The organism is Rhizobium sp. BK060, from assembly GCF_014193145.1.
Lineage (GTDB): Bacteria > Pseudomonadota > Alphaproteobacteria > Rhizobiales > Rhizobiaceae > Rhizobium.
Genome location: NZ_JACHYW010000009.1, coordinates 45019 through 68657, shown reverse-complemented (window position 1 = coordinate 68657; position 23639 = coordinate 45019). Strand labels below are relative to the sequence as shown.

Genomic DNA, 23639 nt, shown 5'->3' with positions numbered 1-23639 from the left:
TTTTCCTTAAATCACGCCGCGAGACGTTGGCGTTCGCGTTGAATAACCTCTGACGCCAACTGGAGATATGCCTGACTCCCCGCGCACTTCAGATCGTACAGAATCGCCGGCTTGCCGTAGGATGGCGCCTCTGAAACGCGAACGTTCCGCGGAATCAACGTATGGTAGACTTTCTCACCGAGATGCATGCGGACATCGTTAACAACTTGTTGCGCCAGATTGTTGCGAGAATCAAACATCGTCAGCACAATTCCCTGGATATCAAGCTGTGGGTTGACCGTGCGCCGAACTTGTTCGACGGTTTCGAGTAGCTGACTTAAACCCTCTAACGCAAAAAACTCGCATTGCAACGGCACAAGCACGGAATGCGCGGCTGCCATGGCATTCATGGTGAGCAGATTGAAAGAGGGCGGGCAATCCACGAGAATATAGGAAAAGCGGAAAGTTGCTTCTTTTACTAGTGCCTTCTTCAACTTGAAAACACGGTCGCTCTGGCTTGCGATCTCCATTTCGATCCCGAGTAGGTCCATCGTCGATGGCACGATGTGGAGATTTGGAACAGCAGTTTCCTGCGAAACCTCCTCTATTCCATAATCTCCCAGCAACAAATCATAGGAAGATAGCCGGCGATGCTTGCGATCAATCCCCAAACCGGTGCTGGCGTTGCCCTGAGGATCGAGGTCTACAATCAATACCCGCTCACCGATGGCAGCAAGTGCCGTCGCCAGATTGATCGCCGTCGTCGTCTTGCCAACGCCGCCCTTCTGATTTGCAATGGTGATTATCCGATTTCGTTCGCCAGCCATAGCCAAAGCCCGATCTGTTAAGCCACGCGCTGGAGGTTGAAAATCTCCAAAATGACAGAATCCTGCTCTACAGCGCTCATATGTTCTAGCAGATCGAATCTCCAGCTACCATGCGCTTTATCCAACTCGCGTCGGTAATCCCGGCCTTTATGAAGATAGGCTCGAAGAGTTACGTTCCGTTTCGACCACGGTTCAATATAGCCCAGTAGCTTTCCAAGGTCGGCGAGCGCACGTGCGGAGACAAAATCACAGTCCCCGACAATTGACGGAGCATCTTCGATCCGAACCGCGTGAACGGTGCCCCTGCCGCCGGTTTCGCGGAGTGCGGTGCGCAAGAATGCTGCCTTCTTGTGATTGCTCTCGACAAGATGAACCCAACCTCCGTCCAGCTCGGCCAGCATGATGGCTGTGACAATCCCCGGAAAGCCACCCCCGCTGCCTAGGTCAATCCAGGTAAGAGGCGCCGACTGGATCTGGAAGATCTGCGCCGAGTCGGCGATGTGCCGGCCCCACGCATCATCTAGCGTCGACGGCGCTGTCAAGTTGATCGATCTCGCCCATTTTTGAAAGAGGGCCACGAAGTGTTCGAGACGCCCCTGTGTTTCACGTGAAACACGTCGACCGTTCAGCTGCATTGTAGGACTCTCGTAGATTGTAATAAGACGATCTTCAGGCGGAAGCCGCAACGTCCATAGCGCCGCGCCGCAAGTGGACGAGCAACAACGAAATGGCAGCGGGCGTCATCCCGTCGATCTTCGCTGCCTGCGCTACATCATAGGGGCGAGCAATACGGAGCTTCTGCTTGAGCTCGTTGGATAGGCCAGAAAGCGCGCCGAAGTCGAAGTCACCCGGTATCACCCGATCCTCATCTCGCTTCACTTGCGCGATGTCGGCTGATTGTCGCTGCATGTAAACGGCGTAGCTTGCTTCTATCTCCAGGGCTTCTGCCACCCGAGCGTCCATCTCGCCTAACACCGGCCAAACCTGCATAAGATCCTGAAGGCCAAAATCGGGATAGGAGAGAAGATCGTAGGCTGATCGTCGCTGACCATCCTGGTTGAGTTTTAGACCAAAGTCCGCAGCTTCGCGTGGCGTCACTGAGAGGGTTTTCAATCTGACGCGCCCTGCGTCCAACGCATCGCGATACGCTTGGAAACGATTCCGTCGCCCCGCGGAGGCGGCGCCAATTTGTATCGCCAAAGGAGTTAAGCGAACATCGGCATTGTCAGCTCTCAGCGACAGGCGATACTCGGCGCGAGAAGTAAACATCCGGTAGGGCTCGGCAACACCGCGTGAGGTCAAGTCGTCGATCATCACGCCGATATACGAATCCGTCCTACTGAAGCGAACCTCGTCCTGGTCCCCTGCAAGCCGCGCCGCGTTAATACCAGCAACAAGACCCTGAGCCGCCGCTTCCTCGTAGCCAGTGGTTCCATTGATCTGTCCGGCAAGAAAGAGTCCCGGCATCTTCTTAACTTCGAGCGTTGGTTTCAGCTCCCGCGGATCGACGTGATCGTACTCGATCGCATAACCAGGCTGCAGAATCACCACCCGCTCAAGCCCGGGAATCGTGCGAATAAATACGTCCTGGATTTCGGCGGGCAGGGACGTCGAGATGCCGTTGGGATAAACGGTGCTATCGTCAAGCCCCTCAGGTTCAAGAAAGACCTGATGCCCGTCGCGCTCGCCGAACTTGACCAGCTTGTCCTCGATGGATGGGCAATAGCGCGGGCCGACACCCTCAATCTGCCCTGAATACATTGCGGAGCGCTGCAAATTCTCGATGATAACGCGGTGAGTCGCTTCGGTCGTCCGCGTCACGCCGCATTCGATTTGCGGATTCACAATTCGGTCAGTGATGAACGAGAAGGGGACAGGCTCTTCGTCAGCGCCCTGACGGCCGACATTCTGCCAATCGATAGTAGCTCCATCGAGCCGCGCTGGCGTGCCGGTCTTTAGACGTCCCAACCGAAGACCAAGGCTCAAAAGTGTTTGGGAAAGCCCAACGGATGGTTCCTCACCGATGCGGCCGGCCGGAATCTTCTGATCACCGATATGAATGAGGCCTCGCAAGAACGTACCTGTCGTCAATACGACCGATCTGCATGAAAGAATCCGGCTATCTTTCATCACAACAGCCGCAACCCGCCCATTCTTGATGGATACATCGAACGCATCGCCTTCGATGATAGTCAGATTCTCAATGCTCTCAATCTCAGCGAGCATGGCCTGGCGATAAAGCTTACGATCGGCTTGCGTGCGAGGACCTTGAACGGCCGGACCCTTCTTTCGGTTTAGCATCCGAAACTGAATACCAGCCGCATCAGCCATACGACCCATGAGCCCATCCATAGCGTCAATCTCTCGAACGAGATGACCCTTTCCAAGCCCCCCGATTGCTGGATTGCACGACATAACTCCAATGGTGTCGCGTCGATGGGTCACCAAGGCAGTCTTAGCGCCAAGACGCGCGGCCGCGGCCGCGGCTTCGCATCCAGCGTGCCCGCCGCCGATGACGATGACATCGAACCGTGAGGTATCCATTCTTCAAGCTCCTGAGATCGTCAGGTGATGCGCGATGTCGCCCGGCGAGTCAAGGCGTTTCACGTGAAACCCGCCACTGGTCGCGATTCGCGATGTTTCACGTGAATCATTTTCCGATGCAGAATTCACCGAAGATGACATCAAGGAGGTTCTCGACATCGACACGTCCGGTAACGCGTCCCAAAGCATCGCCAGCAGCGCGCAGATCCTCCGCCCGGAGATCCAAACCACGGTTTGGGGCAAGAAGAGACGCTCGCAGAGCCGCCAATGACCTTGCAAGCGCCTCCCTATGGCGTGCCCGGCTCGGGATGGCCATGGACTGAGGATGCACCTTTTGCTTCAGACGTTGCACAATCAGACCCCGAAGTGCGTCCAGTCCGGTCCCATCTTCGGTCGAGATCAGGAGATCGTATTCTCTCATACTTCGGCGAGATAGATCAGATTTCGTGCCCACCAATACAGCGCTTTCTGGTGGCTCGTCCGTCCCAGTGTCTGTTGATAGGTCTTCGACAAAGATCAACAGGTCCGCTTCTGTGATGATCTTCTCAGCCCTCCGAATACCCTCACGTTCGACGATCTCATCCGTGTCGCGAAGACCAGCAGTGTCGTAGAGTTTGACAAGGTACCCATCCATGCTCAAATCGACTTGCAGGACATCTCTGGTCGTACCGGCGATGTCGGTGACGATCGCAACATCGCGCTTAGCCAAGGCATTCATGAGGCTGGACTTGCCGGCATTCGGCCTGCCTGCAATGACGACTTTGAAACCATCACGGATAATCTCACCAGCTTCCAGCTGCTCAAGGTGGCTGGCGAGCTCCTCTGCCAAGCTCGACACATCCGCCCAGACCTGATCGGATACTGAACCCGGAACATCTTCCTCATCGGGAAAATCAAGCTCAGCCTCGATCAATGCACGCGCGCGTGTCAGTCTTTCTGACCAGCCATAGTAAATGGAAGATAGGCCTCCGGAGCTCTGCTCGACAGCAAGACGTCGCTGCATCTCCGTTTCGGCAGCAATGAGATCCGCCAGGCCCTCGACCTCAATCAGATCCAGCTTCCCATTTTCAAAGGCACGCCGCGAGAATTCTCCTGCTGCTGCGGGTCGCAAATTTGGGAGTTCTGCGAGTTCGCGGTACAGAGCGTCGACAACCGCACGACCACCATGAAGATGAAGTTCTGCAACATTTTCACCAGTAAAGGAATGCGGTGCCGGGAAGAACAGGACGAGGCCGGTGTCGATCACGAGACCATTACGAGTCCGAATCGATCGCAATACTGCCTGCCGCGAGGTCGGCAATTCCCCAACAAGAGCGGCAAGCACAGCTGGCACGTCCTCTCCGCTGATTCGCACAACGGCTAGACCCGCCGGAACAGCGCCGCTCGACAGAGCGAATATCGTTTCCTTGTTGGGCATCATCTTCCTCCTCCAGTTCAAGGCTGAAGAGAACGTTCGTTGAAATAGGAAAGCCGGCCACAGCGGTGACCGGCTTTATCGAAGAATCCGGCTAAGGATTATGTATTCATAGAATCGAAGAAGTCCGGATTGTTCTTCGTCTGTTTCAGTTTGTCGATCAGGAACTCGATCGCGTCGGTCGTTCCCATCGGGGCCAGGATGCGACGCAACACGAAGATCTTCTGAAGATCCTGTCGCGGCACCAGCAGGTCTTCCTTACGCGTGCCGGACTTCAGGATATCCATCGCCGGGAAGATACGCTTGTCGGCGACCTTGCGGTCGAGAACGATTTCGGAGTTTCCGGTTCCCTTAAACTCTTCGAAGATCACTTCATCCATGCGGCTGCCGGTATCGATAAGAGCCGTTGCGATGATCGTAAGTGATCCGCCCTCTTCTATATTGCGTGCGGCGCCGAAGAAGCGCTTCGGGCGCTGCAGCGCGTTCGCATCAACACCACCCGTGAGGACCTTGCCGGAAGACGGGACAACAGTGTTGTAGGCGCGGCCCAAACGCGTGATCGAATCAAGCAGGATCACAACGTCGCGGCCGTGTTCCACGAGACGCTTCGCCTTTTCGATGACCATTTCGGCCACCTGGACGTGGCGCACAGCCGGTTCGTCAAAGGTCGAGGATATGACCTCGCCGCGAACGGAACGCTGCATGTCCGTGACTTCTTCCGGGCGTTCATCGATGAGAAGAACAATGAGATAGCACTCGGGATGATTCGCCGTGATCGAGTGTGCAATGTTCTGAAGGAGAACGGTCTTACCGGTGCGCGGCGGCGCGACGATCAGGCCACGCTGACCCTTACCAAGCGGTGCCACGAGATCGATGACGCGCGGCGACAGGTCTTTGGTGGTGGGGACATCCAATTCCATCCTGAAGCGTTCATTCGGATACAGCGGCGTCAGGTTATCGAAATGCACCTTGTGACGAATCTTCTCGGGATCGTCGAAATTGATGGTGTTGACCTTCAGCAGCGCGAAGTAGCGCTCGCCTTCCTTGGGCCCGCGGATCGGGCCTTCGACTGTATCGCCGGTCTTCAGCGAAAAACGGCGGATCTGCGATGGTGAGATATAGATATCGTCCGGGCCCGGAAGATAGTTCGCGTTGGCAGACCGCAGGAAACCAAAACCGTCCTGGAGAACCTCCACAACGCCTTCACCGATAATCTCTACGTCCTGGCTGGCGAGCACCTTCAGGATTGCAAACATCAATTCCTGTTTGCGCATCGTGCTCGCATTTTCGACCTCGAGCGATTCGGCGAATGCCAGCAGATCCGTCGGGGACTTACTCTTAAGTTCTTGAAGCTTCATTTCAGCCATGAAGTGACCATTACTCTTAAATTCTGGGGGGAAGGCGATGTCGAGGCTGTAACCGGTCCTGCGAAGGGATCGCAGACGATCGAACTTTACATACTGCCACAAGGATGAGGTGGACCGAAAATAGCGAGTAAGGTTCACCGCCGCAAGGGGGCTGCTTAAAATCAAGAAAATTTAACCGAATGGCCTTCCATCAGAACGGCTTGACCACGACCAGAATAACAATCGCGATCATCAATAGGGTCGGCGCCTCATTCATGAAACGCCAGTAGCGCGCCGACCGGCGGTTCTCATCGCGCTCGAACGCTCTGGCTGCGCGAGCAAAAAGGACGTGCACGGCCGTCAGGAGCACAACGAGACCAATCTTCGCATGCAGCCAGCCACCCTGAAAGCCGTAGACCGACCAAGTGAGATAGAGCCCAAAGATCCAGGTGAGCATCATTGCCGGGTTCATGATCACCTTCAGCAAGCGACGTTCCATGACCTTGAAGGTCTCGGACTGCGTCGAGCCAGGCTCGGCGTCGGTATGATAAATGAAGAGTCGCGGCATGTAGAAGAGGCCGGCCATCCACGAAATTACTGCGATGATATGGAGCGCCTTGATCCACAGATAGAGATCATTTGGGTTCCACAGAAATAGCCCCACGGCCAGAAATCCGAAGAACAGGATAGCAAAGTGCGCACGGCGGCGCGCATAAGTGCCAGGCTTCTCATCTGTCTGCTTTTCCATGTGCTATCGGCTCCAGCTGCGAACATGCTCGACAAGCAGCTGGACGTTCTGAGGGTCGGCCTGGGGAGTAATTCCATGGCCAAGATTGAATATCAATGGACCGTCGCCAAGCTTCTCGAGGATGTCGGTGACCCCCTCCTCGAGCGCCGCGCCGCCGGCAACGACGCGCATCGGATCGAGATTGCCTTGTACGGCTCCATCCTTTTGCAGTTCTACAGCAAAATCCAAGGGCACCGACCAATCAAGCCCGATCGCATCTGCCTTCGTTTTCTGGCGGTAGTCCTTCAGCAGGAACCCGGCTCCCTTAGCGAAGGCTATAACCCGAGCGTTCGGTCGCCGCGCCTTGATGGAGGCGATCATCCGCGCCACAGGCTTTACCGCAAACGCCTCGAACTCCCGCTCGCCGAGAACACCAGCCCAGGAATCGAAGATCTGTACGGCATCTGCACCTGCATCGATCTGCGCAATCAAATAGTCGGCCGACACCTCGGCCAGGACCGCAAGCAAATGTTCGAACGCCTTCGGATGCTTATAGGCAAAGAGGCGAGCGGGAGCCTGATCGGGCGTGCCATGGCCAGCGATCATATAGGTCGCAACCGTCCACGGAGCACCACAGAAGCCGAGAAGGGTCGTTTCACCCGACAGTTCCTTCCGCAGGCGCGCAACCGTTTCCAAGACCGGCTGCAGATAATCGATGATATGGTCGGTCTTGATCAGGAAGATTCCCGCTTCGTCGATGGGATCCATCTGCGGTCCATGGCCCTCCGTGAAGCGAACGTTCCGCTTCATCGCATCCGGAATCACCAAGATATCAGAGAAGAGAATCGCCGCATCGAAGCCATAGCGGCGAATAGGCTGAAGAGTGACCTCCACAGCATGTTCAGGCGAATAACAGAGATCAAGGAAGCTTCCGGCCTTCGCGCGCGTTTCCCTGTACTCAGGAAGGTATCGTCCAGCCTGTCTCATCAGCCAGATTGGAGGAGGGGTGAGGGTTTCGCCATCCAAGACCCTCATGATTTTCCGGCGGCTTTCACCCACGCGCTTCTTCCCTATAAAAAATCTAAGATATTTTAAAAGGTTTCTATTTCTTAGAGTCTGTTTCTATCAAGGATTAAAATTAATCCACTGCCGGAGCCTTTTGTCGCGCCACCGCAAGTTCGCAGCAATTGAGTGGCGGGCTCTTGGCCTGAAATCGTGGATAAACCAGAAAACGCAAATTATTCCAATCGGATAAGATATCCGGCAGGTTCGGTTGAACTGTGGAAAAAACATAGATTGTGGTCGAACTGTCAATCGCTATCCACGGAACCAACAGGCCGCGTTGTCGGCTCCCGTGAAATTCGATTTGTGGAAAAGGTGACATGTTTTCCCTTGCCTAACCCCCTCGGGCTCTCTTAGCTCTCCGTTGTCCAGTCTTTTCAACAGGCCACGGAAAATAGCGTGGAGAACCGCACGAACTTCTTCCATCTGCATCTGATTTCTGACTCGACCGGCGAAACGCTGATTTCCGCCGGGCGCGCGGCATCAGCACAATTCAAGTCCGCGCAGCCGATCGAGCACGTCTACCCACTCGTTCGCAATCGCAAGCAGCTTTTGCAGGTTCTCCAATCGATCGACAGTCAGCCAGGTATCGTTCTCTACACGATTGTCGACCGTGAGCTCGCGACCCTCATTGACCAACGCTGCGCGGAGATGGGCGTTGCGTCAGTGAACGTGCTCGAACCTGTCATGAACGCATTCCAGATTTATCTCGGTGCACCGTCGCGTCGGCGCGTTGGCGCGCAGCACGTGATGAACGCAGGCTACTTCGCGCGTATCGAAGCACTCAACTTCACGATGGATCATGACGACGGCCAGATGCCCGATGACTACAATGATGCTGACGTCGTCATCATTGGCATCAGTCGGACGTCGAAAACGCCGACCAGCATCTACCTTGCGAATCGTGGCATCAAGACAGCCAATATTCCGGTCGTCCATGGTGTGCCGCTCCCGGAAAGCCTGTTCGCCGCGACCAAACCTTTGATCGTCTGCCTGATTGCCACGACCGATCGGATCTCTCAGGTCCGTGAGAATCGCATTCTTGGAGCGACGCCTGGTTTCGACCGAGGGCAATACACTGACCGAGCCGCCATATCAGAGGAGCTCAAATACGCTCGATCGCTCTGTGCTCGGCACAATTGGCCACTCATCGATGTGACCCGCCGTTCCATCGAGGAGACGGCGGCAGCAATTGTTGCTCTCCGTCCGAAGCTGCGTTAAGCGCTGCGGCAGCAGACCTGTTCGAGGCTCCATGACACCCAAGCTTATTCTCGCATCCTCAAGTCCGTTCCGCCGCATGCTGATGCAAAATGCTGGTCTCGCATTCGAGGCCCATGCAGCTCACATTGATGAGCGTGCGGTCGAAGCGCCTCTCGAAAGAGAAGGTGTCACGCCTGATGCTGTCGCCCTCGTTCTTGCCAAGGCCAAGGCAAAGGAGGTTAGTGATCGCTTTCCGGCCTGCCTTGTGATCGGCTCGGATCAAACGATGTCGCTCGGCCCGCAGACCTTTCATAAGCCTAAGAACATGGCCGATGCCGCGAACCACCTTGCAATGCTGTCGGGCAAGACGCACCGGCTGAACAGCGCGATTGCGATCGCTTACGACGGCGACATCGTCTGGGAGCATGTTTCACACGCAGAGCTTACGATGCGTTCGCTCGGCGCCGATTTCATCCAGCGGCATTTGAAGCGCGTCGGAGAGAAGGCGCTTGCGAGCGTCGGCGCTTACCAACTCGAAGGAGAGGGGCTTCAATTGTTTTCGCGGATCGACGGCGACTATTTTACAATCCTGGGATTGCCGATGTTACCGTTGTTGGAGAAACTGAGAGAATTGGGTGCCATTGATGGATGATTCACGTGAAACATTTGGGCCTCGGGCCTTCGTCACGGGGTTTCCCATCAAGCATTCCCGGTCGCCTCTCATCCATGGCCACTGGTTGAAGACACTTGCACTCCCAGGGTCCTATCGCGCCCATGAAGTTGCGCCGGCCGATTTTCCAGCCTTTGTCGCGTCGCTGAAGAGCGGCGCCTCCGACTTCGTAGGCGGCAACGTCACCATCCCGCACAAGGAAATGGCGTTCAAACTTGCTGACGACCCGGACGCACTTTGCGAAGAGCTTGGTGCGTCCAATACGCTTTGGATGGAGGAGGGTCGGCTCAAGGCGACGAACACGGATGGACGCGGCTTCACCGCAAATCTGGATGAGCGACATCCGCGCTGGCATAAGGCGCAGTCGGCCGTCGTCCTCGGTGCCGGTGGCGCGAGCCGCGCCATCATCCAGGCTCTGCGCGATCGCGGTGTCAAGGAAATTCATCTGGTCAACAGGACGGTCGAGCGCGCTCAGGAATTGGCGGATCGGTTTGGGCCGAGCGTAAATGCGCATTCGATGGCGGCTTTGTCGGAAGTCATGTGCGGTGCCGGCCTTTTCGTCAACACGACCTCATTGGGCATGGACGGCGAGGATGCCCCACGGATCGATTTTTCGCCGCTGCTCTCGGATGCTGTCGTAACCGATATCGTCTATGTCCCTCTAAAGACACCCTTCCTTATGCAAGCCGAGCAGCAAGGATTTGCCGTTGTCGACGGACTAGGCATGCTATTGCATCAAGCCGTTCCTGGCTTCGAGAAGTGGTTCGGGCATCGCCCCAAGGTCGACGAGAAGCTACGCACGCTCGTTATCGAGGACATGGACAAGCACTGATGTTACGGATCGGATTGACCGGCTCGATTGGGATGGGCAAATCAACAATGGCAAAGCTCTTCGCGGAAGCGGGAGTGCCTGTGAATGATTCCGATGCCGTCGTCCATGATCTCTATGCAGGGGAGGCAGCGCCCCTGGTCGACGCTGCCTTTCCCGGAACAATGAAGAACGGTGCTGTCGATCGCCAGGAACTCGGTCGCCAGCTGACCGGAAGTCCTGATGGGTTCAGGCGCCTTGAAGCCATCGTCCACCCGCTTGTGAGAAAGCGTGAGGCGGAGTTCATCGAACGCGAGCAACAACGCGGCTCAGGGATGGTGCTGCTCGATATCCCGCTATTGTTCGAAACGGGAGCCGAGAGCAGGGTCGATGTTATCGTGGTCGTCAGCTGTGATCCACAGATACAGCGGGAGCGCGTACTTGCGCGGCCCGGTATGACAGTGGAAAAATTCAACATGATTCTTGCCCGCCAAACGCCGGACGTCGAAAAGCGGGCAAGGGCCGACTATGTGATCGATACCGGACACAGCATCGAAACGGCCAGAAAACGGGTCGCGGAGATTGTCTCGGATTTGAGACGGCGGCTCGCCAGTGGGGAATTCCTGAATGCGTGAGATCATTTTCGATACGGAAACCACGGGGCTGGATAACCGCGTAGACCGGATTATCGAGATCGGTGGTATTGAGCTTTTCAATCATTTCCCAACCGGCAATACGATCCACATCTACATAAATCCGGGCGACCAGAAGGTGCACCCGGACGCGCTTGCCGTGCACGGCATCACCGATGAATTCCTGAAGGACAAGCCTTCATTCGCAGACGTTGCGCAGCAAATTATCGATTTCTTTGGCGACGCAAAGTGGATTGCGCATAACGCCACGTTCGATATGGGCTTTATAAACGCGGAATTAGCCCGACTTGATTTGCCGCCGATCCTGCCCGACCGCGTGCTCGACACGCTGTCAATGGCGCGCCGCAAGCATCCGATGGGTCCCAATTCACTCGACGCGCTTTGCCGTCGCTATGGCATCGACAATGCGCACCGTACGAAGCACGGCGCGCTTCTCGACTCTGAACTGCTTGCCGATGTCTACATCGAGATGATCGGCGGACGCCAGGCCGCACTTGTGCTAGGAAACGCCGCAAGCAACTCGGCCGGGCAGGAAATAGTGGTCGAAGAGATCATCATCGCGCTCGAACGGCCGCGGCCCCTTGCGCCACGCCTCAGCGAAGCCGAGCAGCAAGCCCATGACGCACTGATTGCCAAACTCGGCGCGAAGGGTGTTTGGGGAAAATACGATCTCACAAACTAAAAATGCCCGGTCGTGACCCGGGCATCGCGTTTCGTTCTAGCGTGTTATACGCGCGCTGTCAGTTCGTGGTCGTCTGGACCTTGGCACGCGCCTGCTCTTCGGCAACCCGCTGCGCAAACATCTGAGAGAAATCGATTGGATCGATCATCAGCGGCGGGAAGCCACCATTGCGCGTGACATCGGCAATGATCTGACGTGCGAACGGGAAGAGCATGCGCGGGCACTCGATGAAGAGAACCGGTAGCATGTGCTCCTGCGGGAAACCGGCAATCCGGAAGACGCCGCCATAGACGAGTTCGGTATGGAATACCGTCTTGTCGCCATCCTTGGCTTCGGCATTCAGAGATAGAACGACGTCGAAATCCGTATCGGAGAGCGGATTGGCGTTGACGTTGACATTGATGTTGATGGCCGGAGCCTTGTCACGCGCCTGCAGCGAACGCGGCGCACCCGGATTTTCGAAGGAGAGATCCTTGGTGTATTGGGCAAGGATAGTAAGGCTTGGGCTCGTTGCACCGTTATTGCTGTTTTCGTCGGCCATTGGCTTTTCCTCGAGGGCATTGGATGGGTGCCGCTCTATCATTTCGGACATGGTGTTACAACCCTGGGCCAGTCGGCCGGCTGGGACGGTTCATCACTTGCCAAGATGCTTCCCTGACCAGGGAGAGTTGTCGTTAGGTTCGCGTCGATAATCCTCGTCGTCAAGGTCGACGATCTTGGAGTCCTTGGTGCGTCTTGACGCGTTGAAGCCGCTCGTTGACCCCACGACAACGAAACGGCGGCTAACATATTGCCAGGCGAGATCGCGCACAGCAGGAATGAAGATCAGCAACGCCACGATGTCGGTGATGAAGCCGGGGATCATCAGCAACAAAGAGGCGATCACGAGCATCGCCGGGCGAAGCAGCTCACGCCCAGGCACCGTGCCGTTTCGCCCTTCGGCAGACATACGGCGGAGGATCCCGATGCCTTGGCGCCTGAGCAGGGCCATACCGAGCATGAAGCTCAGAATGACAAGCGCCAGCGTCGGCCAAAGTCCAATCGCCTTTCCGACAAGCACGAAACCAGCAATCTCGGCGAGCGGAAGCAGCAGCAGAAAACCAGGCAGGATCTTCAAGGGCATCGTTTTATTCCGGCGTGAGCCGGACTCCGTTGGAGGGTCGCGTTGCCGACCCTATTTGAATCATCTGTATAGGCGGACTATATGGGAGTACAAATCAGGGATGTTAACAGCGGCTGCGGCGGGATATGGGTTCAAACGACTTCATCACATTGTTTTTTTTGGTGGCGGCGGTGCTGATTTTTCTGCAGCTGCGCAGCGTCCTCGGTCGCCGTACGGGAAACGAGAAACCCCCGCGCGATCTCTACACGCCGCGCGATGCTGTGGGACCTGAGTCTCCGGACGCCGGAAAAGTGGTAACACTGCCGCGTCGTGATGCGACCGAAGAAGACGACCGCTTTGCGGCGATTGATGCCTTTGCCCCAGCCGGCACGGCGCTCAACGAATCGCTTCGCGAAATCAATAAGGCCGACGCCTCGTTCGATCCGAAGGAATTCGTGAACGGCGCCCGCATGGCCTACGAGATGATCGTGATGGCGTTTGCCGACGGTGATCGCAAGACGCTGAAGAACCTCTTGTCGCGCGAAGTCTATGACGGTTTCGACGCTGCCATCGCTGATCGCGAATCCAAGGGTGAGAAGGTGAAATCTACTTTTGTCGGTATCGACAAGGCTGAAATCACTAGCGCCGAGATCAAGGGCACGGAGGTTCAGATTACGGTTCGCATCGTCAGTCAGCTGATCTCGGCTACTTACGACAAGGCTGACAAGCTGATTGACGGCGATGCAGAGAATGTCGCTGAGATCAATGATCTCTGGACGTTTGCGCGCGATACCCGCTCGCGCGATCCGAACTGGAAACTCGTGGCCACCGAATCGGAAACATGAGTGAAGACACCTCGGGCTTTGCCCTCCAAGCAATAGGCTTCGATGATCTGGAAGGCTGGAAGGATGATGATCCCTCCGGCCTTTTTGAAGCGATGGAGGCATGCCAGCGGCAGATCAATGAGATCAAGCCATATCGGACTGGCTCACTGGGGCTTGCGGTGCAGGATCTGCTGCCGTTGCTTGAGGCAGCTCAGAGTGAGAAAATATCATCGGCAGCCGATGCCCGGGCCTTCTTCCAGTCCCACTGTCGACCTTTCAGAATTCGCCCGACGGATGGCAGTCCGGGTTTCGTCACCGCCTTCTACGAGCCTGAGATTATGGTTTCAGCCGTAACGGATGATGAATATCGCTTTCCCTTCTATCGCCGCCCCGACGAGCTGATCGATCTTGACGAGGTCAATCGTCCGGCATGTCTGCCCGACAGCTACGCCTTCGGCAGGCTAAGCGACGGCCGGATTGAAGCCTATCCGGATCGGCGTGCGATCGATGAGGGATGCCTCGCAGGAAGGGGGCTGGAGATTGCTTGGGCAAAGTCGAAGGTCGATGTCTTCTTCGTCCATGTTCAAGGCGCCGCGCGCTTACGCTACCCTGATGGCAGCATTGGACGTATTAGCTATGCCGCGAAGGCGGGCCACCCTTTCTCGGCGATCGGCAAGTTGCTCATCGAGCGTGGAGAAATCGAACGATCCGAGATTTCGATGCAGGCCATTCGGCGATGGCTGGACGCCCACCCCCATCAGGTGGATGAGGTTCTTTGGCACAATCGCTCCTACATTTTTTTCCGTGAGGTTCCGACAGCAGACCTGAACGCCGGCCCTGTTGCCGCGGCAAAAGTGCCGTTGATCGCCGGACGTTCGCTCGCCGTCGATCGGCTCATTCATACTTTCGGCTTTCCGTTTTTCGTTCGCTCCGAGAACCTTGTCCATCTCGATGATGGCAAGCCGTTCGCGCGGCTAATGCTTGCTCTCGATACTGGCTCTGCGATCGTCGGTCCGGCGAGGGGTGATATCTTCACCGGATCCGGCGATCGGGCGGGAGAGCTTGCCGGAACAGTACGCCATGACGCCGACTTCGCTATCCTGCTCCCCAACGCGGCAGCGGCGAGGTTCGCCTGATGGCACGAGACAGGAAACTCAATGCCGATGAAAGGATACTTTGGGGTAAGGTGGCGCGGAGTACACGGCCAATGCCTGGCAAAAAGGATGAGTTGGCCGAGCTCGATGCGTTTCTGGCAGAGGCAGAGGTAGAAAAGAAAACGGCGGCAAGCGCGAAACAGACGTCTGCAGGTGTGGGCGGGGCGGCTACACCTGCGGCTCCCAAATCGCGATCCGGTGTTCACCACCCGCTTGAAAGACCCGTCAAACGTAAGATCGCAAAGGGCCAACTGCCGCTGGAGGCCCGGATCGACCTGCATGGGCTGGTCCAGAGCGAAGCTCACATTCTGCTTCTCGAGTTTCTGATGCGAGCCCATGAACGGGGAATGAGACATGTCCTCGTGATTACCGGCAAGGGCAGTTCGCTTGGCAGCGAAGGCGCTCTGAAGCGCGCCGTCCCGATGTGGTTTTCGAAGCCCGAGTTTCGGTATTTCATCTCTTCCTATGAAACGGCGGCCCAGCATCACGGGGGCGAGGGCGCTCTTTACATCAGGCTGTCGCGTCGCCATGGAGAGAGAGCATGACGCCGTTCGGCGAGGCGGTTCGCAAGCTGCGCGAGCGCAAGGGCGTCTCCCAGAAAGAGATGGCTGCGGCTCTCAATGTTTCTCCGGCCTACCTCTCGGCCCTCGAACATGGGCGGCGCGGCTTACCAACCTTCGATCTGCTCCAGCGGATCGCCGGTTACTTTAACATCATCTGGGACGAGGCAGAGGAACTCTTCCTTTTGGCCCGTTCTTCCGACCCCCGGGTGGTTGTCGATACGTCGGGTCTATCGGCCGAACACACCGCATTTGCGAATCTTCTGGCGGGTCGCATTCGGGATCTTGATCGTGCGACGCTCGGCGAACTGACGAACATTCTTAAAAGCGGCAGAAAAGCGGACGGAAAACGGTCATAATCCCCTGATTTATGGCCAGTTTGAGCGCGCCGGCATTGGGAACTGTGATCAAAAACCCTATATTCTGGCATGTAAAAGGCAGGTGATTCGCAAGTCTCGCCTCAGCCCCGACAACAGGGAAATTCTCGAAAAGTATGACCGATATACCCACGACGGAAAACGGCGTTAGCACCGAATATGGCGCAGACTCAATCAAGGTTCTGAAGGGCCTTGATGCAGTGCGCAAGCGCCCGGGTATGTATATCGGTGATACCGATGATGGCTCGGGTCTTCATCACATGGTCTACGAAGTCGTCGACAACGCGATCGATGAAGCGCTCGCGGGCCACGCCGATATCGTGACCGTAGCGCTCAATCCTGATGGTTCGGTCACCGTCACCGACAACGGCCGCGGCATCCCGACGGACATTCATACCGGCGAGGGCGTGTCGGCGGCTGAAGTCATCATGACGCAGCTTCATGCCGGGGGTAAGTTCGATCAGAATTCCTACAAGGTTTCCGGTGGTCTGCACGGCGTTGGCGTTTCCGTTGTCAATGCGCTCTCCGTCTGGCTGAGGCTGAAGATCCGCCGTCAAGGCAAGATCCATGAGATGAGTTTCACGCATGGCGTGGCCGATGCGCCGCTGAAAGTGACCGGCGACGCTCGCGATGAGACTGGCACGGAAGTCAGCTTCATGCCGAGTTCCGAAACCTTCACGATGACCGAATTCGACTACGGCACGCTGGAACATCGTCTGCGCGAGCTCGCGTTCCTGAACTCGGGCGTCCGCATCCTCCTGAGCGACAAGCGTCATTCGGATATCAAGCAGGAAGAGATGATCTATGACGGTGGCCTGGAAGCCTTCGTCTCCTATCTCGACCGCGCCAAGAAGCCGCTCGTCGACAAGCCGGTGGCAATCCGAGGCGAGAAGGATGGGATTACCGTCGAAGTCGCGATGTGGTGGAACGACAGCTACCACGAGAACGTCCTTTGCTTCACCAACAACATTCCGCAGCGCGATGGCGGTACGCACATGGCTGGCTTCCGCGCTGCGCTGACGCGCCAGATCACCTCCTATGCCGATACGTCGGGCATCACAAAGAAGGAAAAGGTGACGCTGACTGGTGACGATTGCCGCGAGGGCCTGACCGCCGTTCTTTCCGTCAAAGTACCGGACCCCAAGTTTTCGTCGCAGACCAAGGACAAGCTGGTTTCTTCGGAAGTTCGCCCCGTTGTCGAGAACCTCGTCAGCGAAGCGCTAAGCACGTGGTTGGAAGAGCACCCGACGGAAGCCAAGGTTTTGGTCGGCAAGGTGGTCGAAGCTGCCGCGGCGCGCGAAGCTGCCCGCAAGGCGCGTGAACTGACCCGCCGTAAGGGCGCTCTCGACATTGCATCTCTGCCCGGCAAACTCGCCGATTGCTCCGAGCGCGATCCATCCAAGTCTGAAGTCTTTCTTGTCGAGGGCGATTCGGCAGGCGGTTCGGCCAAGCAGGGACGTTCGCGTGAAAACCAGGCGATCCTGCCCCTGCGCGGCAAGATCCTCAACGTCGAGCGCGCTCGCTTCGATAAGATGCTTTCAAGCCAGGAAATCGGCACGCTGATTACCGCCCTTGGTACAGGCATCGGCAAGGACGAGTTCAACGCTGAAAAGCTGCGCTACCACAAGATCATCATCATGACGGACGCTGACGTCGACGGCGCCCACATTCGAACGCTGTTGTTGACCTTCTTCTTCCGCCAGATGCCGGAATTGATCGAGCGTGGTCACCTCTATATCGCCCAGCCGCCGCTCTATAAGGTCTCGCGCGGCAAATCGATCCAATACGTGAAGAACGAGAAGGCCCTCGAGGACTATCTGATCGGCCAAGGCCTGGACGATGCTGCCTTGAAGCTCGGCAGCGGCGAAGTGCGGACCGGCCAGGACCTTGGAGAAGTGATCGGCGATGCATTGCGCCTCCGTGCGCTGCTCGACAATCTGCACTCGCGCTACAATCGCGCTGCCGTCGAACAGGCAGCGATTGCCGGCGCTCTCAATGCGGAAGCCGTCAGCGACCGCTCAAGGGCAGAACAGCTCGCCGGTGACGTTGCCCGACGCCTTGATCTGATTGCTGAAGAAACCGAGCGCGGTTGGGAAGGCGGCCTGACGAGCGAAGGCGGGCTCAAGCTTGAGCGCATGGTGCGCGGCGTGAAGGAAGTCGTCGTGCTCGACATGGCGTTGATCGGTTCGCAGGACGCGCGGCTTCTCGATCAGCTGTCGGTTCGACTGAAGGAGATCTACCAGACACCGCCGTCACTCTCTCGACGCGACGGTGAGCTGGAAATTTCCGGCCCACGGGCGCTGCTGGATGCGATTTTTGCAAGCGGCCGCAAGGGTCTGACGATGCAGCGTTACAAGGGTCTCGGCGAAATGAATGCCGAACAGCTCTGGGAGACGACGCTCGATCCGAACGTTCGGTCGCTGCTGCAGGTCAAGGTCGCCGACGCGACTGATGCCGATGGCCTGTTTGCGCGCCTGATGGGTGACGAAGTCGAGCCTCGCCGGGAATTCATCCAGGACAACGCGCTGAGCGTTGCAAACCTCGACATCTAAGCGGAACTCGCCCCTGCACGTTGCATCAAAAGCCCCGCGCCGAAGCGCGGGGTTTTTGTTTGAACACTAGTTCGCGATGAACTTGCCTCGGAAGGCGATATCCGAAAGGGGCTTGCGCTGGCTCGGAACTTCCCGCTCTTGGTTACGCTCCGAAAGCACACTCTTGTCGGCAAGACGTCCCACCGCCACGCCTGCTTCGACCCGATAGCCTTCGGGAATAGCAAAGGTTTCCTGGATTTGCTCGTGTTTGATGCCACCCATTCCGTGTGCGTAGAAGCCTGAGAGCCGGGCCTGCAGGGCGAGATAGCCCCACGCGGCTCCGGCGTCGAACGAGTGCGTGTAGCTCTTCCGTCCTTCGGAAAAATCGCCGCTGAACCCCCTCGAGACCACGTAGATCAGCGCCGAAGCGTTCTTCGCCCATTCCTGATTGGATTCGACGAGGAGATTGACGAATTTGTCCCAGTCTTCGGAACCCTTGAGCGCATAGATGAAGCGCCAGGGCTGTTGGTTGGCGGATGACGGTGCCCAATGCGCGGCGTCCAGAATTGTCAGGAGATCTGATTCATCGATCACTTCGCCGGTAAAGGCACGCGGCGACCATCGTTCCAAGAACAACGGATTGATCGGGCATTGGGATTCGCGATTATTGCTCTTTGTCATGGCTCTTCCGAGTGCGTTTGTCAGGTATTCCAGGTAATGTGCAGTTCTTCGCGGAAAGCAAATCGCTTCAAATGGTCGGCGACGACAGTTTCATATCGCTCAAGCTGTGACGGCTCGGCGATCGATAGCGTCACGTGAAGTGCATTGGCATCAGCCGCAAACGTCACCTCCGCCGTGTCGCTGAAGGGCACGCGGCCATGTTCCGCGGTGAATTCCACGGCAAACTTGTGGCTCCAGTGCTTACAGAGTTGCTGAAGGTACTTGCTGGCGTGCGCGGTGGCGACCGTAGACGTTGAAACAGGCATATCAAGCTCCATCTGCCCTGTCTTAGGCCCCATCCAATCGACTTGGCAAGCTTAGCTCCGCAGGCGGTGACAGTCTGTTTCAACAATAGTGGCCTCCCTCGCGCGTAAGGGCACGCTAAGTTTGGCCAAAATCAGCAACCAGAGGAAAGCGTCTTGCTCGTAAATGGGAAGTGGACGGAAGATTGGCAGCCGGTACAGGCGAAGGACGAGAAGGGCGGCTTTGTTCGCCAGACGTCCAGCTTCCGCAATTGGGTAACGCGGGACGGTGCTGCAGGCCCGACGGGGAAAGCTGGGTTCAAGGCAGAAGCTGATCGCTACCATCTTTACGTGGCCTACATCTGCCCGTGGGCGTCACGCACGCTGATCGGCCGAAAGCTTAAAGGGCTGGAGTCGGCCATCTCAGTTTCCATCGTTGAACCGGCGTTGACGAAGCAGGGCTGGCGCTTTGGCGCCTATCCCGGCGCCACGCAGGATCATATCCAGGGCGCAACCTATCTGCACGAGATCTATACCAGTGCTGCGCCCGACTTTACCGGCCGCGCGACAGTGCCGGTGCTCTGGGACAAGCAGCTGCGGACGATCGTCAACAACGAGTCGGCTGACATCCTGAGAATGATGAACGATGGTTTCGGCGATCTTGCTCGCCATCCGATCGATCTCTATCCCGCGGATCGCCGTCCTAAGATCGATGCTTTCAACGAGCGGATCTATTCGAGGCTCAACAACGGCGTCTACCGTGCAGGCTTTGCCACCACGCAGCTCGCCTATGAAGAAGCGTTTGCCGGCGTGTTCGAGTGCCTCGACTGCGTGGAGAAAGAGCTTGGCGATCGGCCGTTCTTGTTTGCTGACCACCCAACTGAAAGCGACATTCGCCTTTTTGTGACGCTGGTGCGTTTTGACACCGCCTATCACGGCTTGTTCAAATGCAATCTGAGGCGTCTTTCCGAGTATGCCAATCTTCGCCGCTTCTGCCGGCGGATGCTCGACTGGCCGGGTGTCGTCGAAACGGTCAATTTCGACCATATCAAGCGCGGCTATTACTCAATCGAAAGCCTCAACCCGACGAGGAGCGTGCCGGCGGGGCCTGATCTGGCAGGAATTTTCTGAAGCGGCGTACCGCTTCGGCAAAAAGCCATAATGACACCGGTGAATATCTCGTTCATAGGTGATCAACACATCGATCTTGCTGAGGAGGAAATGTTATGAAGCTTATGCGTGTTGGAGAAGTTGGCCGGGAGAAGCCAGCCATGCTTGATTCCGATGGCAAGATCCGCGATCTTTCAGGCCACGTTTCGGACGTTGGCGGCGATGCGATTTCTCCTGAGGGCCTGTCGAAGCTCAAGGCGCTCGACCCGAAAAGCCTGCCGGAACTCCTGCCTGGCCGCATTGGTGCCTGCGTTGCCGGTACTGGAAAGTTTATCTGCATCGGGCTAAATTTCTCCGACCATGCTGCTGAAACCGGTGCTACGGTCCCGCCGGAGCCTGTCATCTTCATGAAGGCAACATCGGCAATCGTTGGGCCGAACGACAATGTCTTGATCCCTCGCGGCTCGGAAAAGACCGATTGGGAAGTGGAGCTCGGCGTCGTCATCGGCAAGACGGCGAAGTATGTTAGCGAAGCCGATGCGCTTGATTATGTTGCCGGCTACTGCGTTTCCCACGACGTCTCGGAGCGCGGCTTCCAGACGGAGCGTGCGGGCCAGTGGACTAAGGGCAAGTCATGCGACACATTCGGTCCGATCGGCCCCTGGCTCGTGACCAAGGACGAGATTGCCGACCCGCAAAACCTCGGCATGTGGCTGAAAGTTAATGGCGAAACCATGCAGAACGGCTCGTCGAAAACGATGGTTTATGGTGTCGCCTTTGTGGTGTCTTACCTCAGCCAGTTCATGTCGCTGCATCCGGGCGACGTGATTTCGACCGGTACGCCTCCGGGTGTCGGCATGGGCATGAAGCCGCCGCGTTTCCTCAAGGCTGGCGATGTGGTGGAGCTCGGTATCGAAGGCTTGGGCACGCAAAAGCAGACCTTCCTGGCGGATCGCTGAGCCCGATTTCGCAATCGTTAAGCATTCGAGCGCACCATGATGCCGGGGTGATTTTCCCGGCATTTCTTTTTGCGGTGCGGATAGCAATGTTGCTGCGCAACAAAAACCTGTTAATCTGCGTTGAGGTGCCAGCACGTCGTTGGAATGAATCCGATGCCTTTTCAATCGGCGTCGTCTTCCAGGTTAGAGAAAGGTGGCGCATCTCATGTTTTACCAGCTTTACGAATTGAACCATGCCGCATTGGCGCCTTATCGTGCTTTTGCCGATATTATGCGCATGGTCTATGCCAATCCGCTCAATCCTATTTCCCAGACGCCCTGGGGGCGTACGATGGCGGCAAGTCTCGAAATGTTCGAGCGCACGACCCGCCGTTACGGCAAGCCGTCGTTTGATCTGAATGACACCGTCATTGGCGACCGAAAGTTTGCCGTGCGGGAAGAGGTCGTATGGTCGCGGGCTTTCTGCAATCTGCTTCATTTCGCGCGCAACGTTCCAAGCGTTCATACGACTGATCCGCGCATTCTCATCGTTGCGCCGATGTCCGGCCACTATGCGACGCTGCTGCGCGGCACGGTCGAGGCGTTGCTGCCTAACGCCGACATCTACATCACGGACTGGATCGATGCGCGAATGGTGCCTATGACGGAAGGCACCTTCGATTTCGATGATTACGTCGACTACGTCATCGAAATGCTCCGCTTCCTCGGCCCGGATACCCACGTGATTGCCGTCTGTCAGCCCTCCGTGCCTGTGTTGGCTGCAGCTGCGGTGATGGAGGCGGAGAACGATCCATTTTCGCCTTCCTCGATGACATTGATGGGTGGACCGATCGACACGCGCATCAACCCGACGGCCGTCAACCAGCTTGCCAAGGAACGGCCGCTGGAGTGGTTTGCCGACAATGTGATTATGAACGTGCCATGGCCGCAGCCGGGTTTCATGCGCCCCGTCTATCCGGGATTCCTGCAGCTGTCCGGCTTCATGTCGATGAACCTCGATCGGCACGTGATCGCCCACAAGGAGTTCTTCATGCATCTCGTGAAGAACGACGGCGAGCCAGCCGAGAAGCACCGCGACTTTTATGACGAATATCTCGCTGTCATGGACTTGACGGCGGAGTTCTACCTTCAGACGGTTGACCAGGTGTTCAAAAAACATGCCTTGCCGAAGGGTGAGTTGCTCCACCGCGGCAAACTTGTCGATCCGGCCGCGATCCGCAATGTGGCGCTCCTCACTGTGGAAGGGGAAAACGATGATATCTCCGGCGTCGGCCAGACGAAGGCCGCCCAGACGATCTGCGTCAACATTCCCGAGAACATGCGCATGCACTACCTGCAACCCGATGTCGGCCACTATGGCGTCTTCAACGGATCGCGCTTCCGTCGCGAAATCGCGCCGCGCATCGTCAACTTCGTGAAGGAACATGCACGGACGGGAAAGCCTGTGGTGAAGAGGGTTATCAAGGGCGGAAAGTCCGGCTGATTTAGGAGCGTCTGAATTAGTGATTTCATTTCAAAGTGTTGTCCGATTTGGGCGCGGACTGCCTTGAAGCTGGCTGGGGGTGTAACCACATCGATTCCAGCGTTCGGCATCTCGCCGGGCGCGGAAAATGCGAGGACACCGCACGATGAACCAGTCAGCATTGCTTCGGCCGGATTGGACTCCGGCTACCATTGCCCTGATGATCCTCGGCTTCGTGGTATTCTGGCCTCTGGGTCTCGCCATGCTCGCCTATATCATCTTTGGGGAGCGTTTGCGCGGTTTCAAGCGTGATGCAAACAGCACCGCCGATGGATTCTTCGCTGGCTGCCGACGTTCGCATGGCCGTTATCGCCCTCATTTCTCGACAGGCAATGTCGCCTTCGACGATTGGCGGAAGGCCGAGCTCGACCGGCTGGAAGAAGAGCGTCGCAAGCTTGATGAAATGCGCGAGGAATTCGATTCCTACGTACGCGAACTGCGCCGCGCTAAGGATCAGGAAGAGTTCGACCGCTTCATGCGCGATCGCAAGAACGCCAAGCGCGACGACAACGGTCCGGTAGCAGAATACCAGACTCCGTGATCCCCAGGACTGTTCAGCACTGAAACTTTGAACCGGCATCCTCGATGCCGGCTTTTCTTTGCCCGCAATTCCAGCGAATCATGTA

The 23639-nt window shown here is 56.9% G+C and carries 25 protein-coding genes; 14 read left to right on the top strand and 11 right to left on the bottom strand.

Translation table 11 applies throughout. The features are described 5' to 3' along the window. Positions 1 to 11 precede the first annotated feature (11 nt). From FHT71_RS12035 to hemE, 7 genes are all read right to left on the bottom strand, one after another. Positions 12 to 806, bottom strand: a complete 795-nt coding sequence (locus tag FHT71_RS12035; protein ID WP_132592382.1) for a ParA family protein — start codon at positions 804 to 806, stop codon at positions 12 to 14. 17 nt (positions 807 to 823) lie between these two features. Further along, positions 824 to 1441 carry a 16S rRNA (guanine(527)-N(7))-methyltransferase RsmG gene (gene rsmG / locus FHT71_RS12030; protein WP_183719753.1) on the bottom strand — a complete coding sequence of 206 codons (618 nt, stop codon included), beginning with the start codon at positions 1439 to 1441 and terminating at the stop codon, positions 824 to 826. Positions 1442 to 1475: 34 nt separating this feature from the next. Beyond that, complete coding sequence (gene mnmG / locus FHT71_RS12025) at positions 1476 to 3350, bottom strand: tRNA uridine-5-carboxymethylaminomethyl(34) synthesis enzyme MnmG (RefSeq protein ID WP_183719751.1); 1875 nt, start codon at positions 3348 to 3350, stop codon at positions 1476 to 1478. Positions 3351 to 3456: 106 nt separating this feature from the next. Next, positions 3457 to 4770: a tRNA uridine-5-carboxymethylaminomethyl(34) synthesis GTPase MnmE gene (mnmE, locus tag FHT71_RS12020; protein ID WP_183719749.1), complete on the bottom strand. Its 1314-nt coding sequence runs from the start codon at positions 4768 to 4770 to the stop codon at positions 3457 to 3459. 95 nt (positions 4771 to 4865) lie between these two features. Beyond that, a complete protein-coding gene (gene rho / locus FHT71_RS12015; protein WP_085990693.1) occupies positions 4866 to 6131 on the bottom strand; it encodes a transcription termination factor Rho in 1266 nt (421 codons plus the stop codon). A 190-nt stretch (positions 6132 to 6321) separates the two neighbouring features. After that, entirely contained in the window at positions 6322 to 6858 is a 537-nt protein-coding gene (gene hemJ / locus FHT71_RS12010; protein ID WP_007798141.1) for a protoporphyrinogen oxidase HemJ, read from the bottom strand. A 3-nt stretch (positions 6859 to 6861) separates the two neighbouring features. Beyond that, positions 6862 to 7896: a uroporphyrinogen decarboxylase gene (gene hemE / locus FHT71_RS12005; protein ID WP_183719747.1), complete on the bottom strand. Its 1035-nt coding sequence runs from the start codon at positions 7894 to 7896 to the stop codon at positions 6862 to 6864. 402 nt (positions 7897 to 8298) lie between these two features. Here hemE and FHT71_RS12000 point away from each other — a divergent pair, with 402 nt between their 5' ends. Genes FHT71_RS12000 through dnaQ form a run of 5 tightly spaced genes read left to right on the top strand, consistent with a single transcriptional unit; the run spans position 8299 to position 11912 of the window. After that, positions 8299 to 9120, top strand: a complete 822-nt coding sequence (locus FHT71_RS12000) for a pyruvate, water dikinase regulatory protein (protein ID WP_007798135.1) — start codon at positions 8299 to 8301, stop codon at positions 9118 to 9120. Positions 9121 to 9151: 31 nt separating this feature from the next. Next, positions 9152 to 9751 (top strand): Maf-like protein, encoded by a 600-nt coding sequence (locus FHT71_RS11995; protein WP_132592372.1) that lies wholly within the window; start codon positions 9152 to 9154, stop codon positions 9749 to 9751. Beyond that, positions 9744 to 10601: a shikimate dehydrogenase gene (locus FHT71_RS11990; protein WP_183719745.1), complete on the top strand. Its 858-nt coding sequence runs from the start codon at positions 9744 to 9746 to the stop codon at positions 10599 to 10601. Before FHT71_RS11995 ends, FHT71_RS11990 begins: the two co-directional genes overlap by 8 nt. Continuing rightward, entirely contained in the window at positions 10601 to 11212 is a 612-nt protein-coding gene (gene coaE, locus FHT71_RS11985; protein ID WP_132592368.1) for a dephospho-CoA kinase, read from the top strand. Before FHT71_RS11990 ends, coaE begins: the two co-directional genes overlap by 1 nt. Further along, a complete protein-coding gene (dnaQ, locus tag FHT71_RS11980) occupies positions 11205 to 11912 on the top strand; it encodes a DNA polymerase III subunit epsilon (RefSeq protein WP_132592366.1) in 708 nt (235 codons plus the stop codon). Before coaE ends, dnaQ begins: the two co-directional genes overlap by 8 nt. Positions 11913 to 11970: 58 nt before the next feature. On the opposite strand, the gene secB is transcribed toward dnaQ, so the two are convergent. Together secB and FHT71_RS11970 are read right to left on the bottom strand one after the other, a co-directional pair. Next, the gene (gene secB / locus FHT71_RS11975) at positions 11971 to 12453 is read right to left on the bottom strand and encodes a protein-export chaperone SecB (RefSeq protein WP_007798120.1); all 483 of its coding nucleotides are present in this window, start codon (positions 12451 to 12453) and stop codon (positions 11971 to 11973) included. 93 nt (positions 12454 to 12546) lie between these two features. After that, positions 12547 to 13035, bottom strand: coding sequence for an FxsA family protein (locus FHT71_RS11970; protein WP_132592364.1), 489 nt, complete (start codon positions 13033 to 13035; stop codon positions 12547 to 12549). Between the two features lie 125 nt (positions 13036 to 13160). On the opposite strand from FHT71_RS11970, the gene FHT71_RS11965 reads away from it, so the two are divergent. The 5 genes from FHT71_RS11965 (at position 13161) to gyrB (ending at position 18481) form a co-directional block, all read left to right on the top strand. Continuing rightward, positions 13161 to 13859: a Tim44/TimA family putative adaptor protein gene (locus tag FHT71_RS11965; RefSeq protein ID WP_132592362.1), complete on the top strand. Its 699-nt coding sequence runs from the start codon at positions 13161 to 13163 to the stop codon at positions 13857 to 13859. After that, positions 13856 to 14974, top strand: a complete 1119-nt coding sequence (locus tag FHT71_RS11960; protein WP_132592360.1) for a murein transglycosylase A — start codon at positions 13856 to 13858, stop codon at positions 14972 to 14974. Before FHT71_RS11965 ends, FHT71_RS11960 begins: the two co-directional genes overlap by 4 nt. After that, complete coding sequence (locus FHT71_RS11955) at positions 14974 to 15537, top strand: Smr/MutS family protein (RefSeq protein ID WP_037083545.1); 564 nt, start codon at positions 14974 to 14976, stop codon at positions 15535 to 15537. The genes FHT71_RS11960 and FHT71_RS11955 overlap by 1 nt, the downstream gene beginning before the upstream one ends. After that, entirely contained in the window at positions 15534 to 15911 is a 378-nt protein-coding gene (locus tag FHT71_RS11950) for a helix-turn-helix transcriptional regulator (protein ID WP_007798101.1), read from the top strand. The genes FHT71_RS11955 and FHT71_RS11950 overlap by 4 nt, the downstream gene beginning before the upstream one ends. Positions 15912 to 16045: 134 nt before the next feature. Then, positions 16046 to 18481 (top strand): DNA topoisomerase (ATP-hydrolyzing) subunit B, encoded by a 2436-nt coding sequence (gene gyrB / locus FHT71_RS11945; RefSeq protein WP_183719743.1) that lies wholly within the window; start codon positions 16046 to 16048, stop codon positions 18479 to 18481. Positions 18482 to 18547: 66 nt separating this feature from the next. Here the strand turns inward: gyrB and FHT71_RS11940 are convergent, their stop codons facing one another. Together FHT71_RS11940 and FHT71_RS11935 are read right to left on the bottom strand one after the other, a co-directional pair. Further along, positions 18548 to 19141 carry a nitroreductase family protein gene (locus FHT71_RS11940; protein ID WP_007798094.1) on the bottom strand — a complete coding sequence of 198 codons (594 nt, stop codon included), beginning with the start codon at positions 19139 to 19141 and terminating at the stop codon, positions 18548 to 18550. A 20-nt stretch (positions 19142 to 19161) separates the two neighbouring features. Continuing rightward, positions 19162 to 19446: a DUF2218 domain-containing protein gene (locus tag FHT71_RS11935; RefSeq protein ID WP_183719810.1), complete on the bottom strand. Its 285-nt coding sequence runs from the start codon at positions 19444 to 19446 to the stop codon at positions 19162 to 19164. 153 nt (positions 19447 to 19599) lie between these two features. Between FHT71_RS11935 and FHT71_RS11930 the strand changes: the two genes are divergently transcribed. The 4 genes from FHT71_RS11930 (at position 19600) to FHT71_RS11915 (ending at position 23554) form a co-directional block, all read left to right on the top strand. Next, positions 19600 to 20553, top strand: coding sequence for a glutathione S-transferase family protein (locus FHT71_RS11930; protein ID WP_183719741.1), 954 nt, complete (start codon positions 19600 to 19602; stop codon positions 20551 to 20553). A 95-nt stretch (positions 20554 to 20648) separates the two neighbouring features. Further along, positions 20649 to 21491 carry a fumarylacetoacetate hydrolase family protein gene (locus tag FHT71_RS11925; protein ID WP_132592352.1) on the top strand — a complete coding sequence of 281 codons (843 nt, stop codon included), beginning with the start codon at positions 20649 to 20651 and terminating at the stop codon, positions 21489 to 21491. A 205-nt stretch (positions 21492 to 21696) separates the two neighbouring features. Further along, on the top strand, positions 21697 to 22974 hold the full coding sequence (locus FHT71_RS11920) for a polyhydroxyalkanoate depolymerase (RefSeq protein WP_132592350.1): 1278 nt from the start codon (positions 21697 to 21699) through the stop codon (positions 22972 to 22974). A gap of 145 nt (positions 22975 to 23119) precedes the next feature. After that, on the top strand, positions 23120 to 23554 hold the full coding sequence (locus tag FHT71_RS11915) for a DUF2852 domain-containing protein (protein WP_007798075.1): 435 nt from the start codon (positions 23120 to 23122) through the stop codon (positions 23552 to 23554). Positions 23555 to 23639 lie beyond the last annotated feature (85 nt).

Excerpts from the sequence above, each read along its gene's own strand:
- coaE (WP_132592368.1), top strand. The coding sequence starts at position 10,601 with ATGTTACGGATCGGATTGACCGGCTCGATTGGGATGGGCAAATCAACA.
- FHT71_RS11955 (WP_037083545.1), top strand. The coding sequence starts at position 14,974 with ATGGCACGAGACAGGAAACTCAATGCCGATGAAAGGATACTTTGGGGT.
- mnmG (WP_183719751.1), bottom strand. The coding sequence starts at position 3,350 with ATGGATACCTCACGGTTCGATGTCATCGTCATCGGCGGCGGGCACGCT.
- dnaQ (WP_132592366.1), top strand. The coding sequence starts at position 11,205 with ATGCGTGAGATCATTTTCGATACGGAAACCACGGGGCTGGATAACCGC.
- FHT71_RS11965 (WP_132592362.1), top strand. The coding sequence starts at position 13,161 with ATGGGTTCAAACGACTTCATCACATTGTTTTTTTTGGTGGCGGCGGTG.
- hemJ (WP_007798141.1), bottom strand. The coding sequence starts at position 6,858 with ATGGAAAAGCAGACAGATGAGAAGCCTGGCACTTATGCGCGCCGCCGT.
- gyrB (WP_183719743.1), top strand. The coding sequence starts at position 16,046 with ATGACCGATATACCCACGACGGAAAACGGCGTTAGCACCGAATATGGC.
- FHT71_RS12035 (WP_132592382.1), bottom strand. The coding sequence starts at position 806 with ATGGCTGGCGAACGAAATCGGATAATCACCATTGCAAATCAGAAGGGC.
- FHT71_RS11970 (WP_132592364.1), bottom strand. The coding sequence starts at position 13,035 with ATGCCCTTGAAGATCCTGCCTGGTTTTCTGCTGCTGCTTCCGCTCGCC.
- FHT71_RS11990 (WP_183719745.1), top strand. The coding sequence starts at position 9,744 with ATGGATGATTCACGTGAAACATTTGGGCCTCGGGCCTTCGTCACGGGG.
- mnmE (WP_183719749.1), bottom strand. The coding sequence starts at position 4,770 with ATGATGCCCAACAAGGAAACGATATTCGCTCTGTCGAGCGGCGCTGTT.
- FHT71_RS11940 (WP_007798094.1), bottom strand. The coding sequence starts at position 19,141 with ATGACAAAGAGCAATAATCGCGAATCCCAATGCCCGATCAATCCGTTG.
- FHT71_RS11995 (WP_132592372.1), top strand. The coding sequence starts at position 9,152 with ATGACACCCAAGCTTATTCTCGCATCCTCAAGTCCGTTCCGCCGCATG.
- FHT71_RS11920 (WP_132592350.1), top strand. The coding sequence starts at position 21,697 with ATGTTTTACCAGCTTTACGAATTGAACCATGCCGCATTGGCGCCTTAT.
- rho (WP_085990693.1), bottom strand. The coding sequence starts at position 6,131 with ATGGCTGAAATGAAGCTTCAAGAACTTAAGAGTAAGTCCCCGACGGAT.
- FHT71_RS11960 (WP_132592360.1), top strand. The coding sequence starts at position 13,856 with ATGAGTGAAGACACCTCGGGCTTTGCCCTCCAAGCAATAGGCTTCGAT.
- rsmG (WP_183719753.1), bottom strand. The coding sequence starts at position 1,441 with ATGCAGCTGAACGGTCGACGTGTTTCACGTGAAACACAGGGGCGTCTC.
- FHT71_RS11950 (WP_007798101.1), top strand. The coding sequence starts at position 15,534 with ATGACGCCGTTCGGCGAGGCGGTTCGCAAGCTGCGCGAGCGCAAGGGC.
- FHT71_RS11925 (WP_132592352.1), top strand. The coding sequence starts at position 20,649 with ATGAAGCTTATGCGTGTTGGAGAAGTTGGCCGGGAGAAGCCAGCCATG.
- FHT71_RS11915 (WP_007798075.1), top strand. The coding sequence starts at position 23,120 with ATGAACCAGTCAGCATTGCTTCGGCCGGATTGGACTCCGGCTACCATT.
- secB (WP_007798120.1), bottom strand. The coding sequence starts at position 12,453 with ATGGCCGACGAAAACAGCAATAACGGTGCAACGAGCCCAAGCCTTACT.
- FHT71_RS11935 (WP_183719810.1), bottom strand. The coding sequence starts at position 19,446 with ATGCCTGTTTCAACGTCTACGGTCGCCACCGCGCACGCCAGCAAGTAC.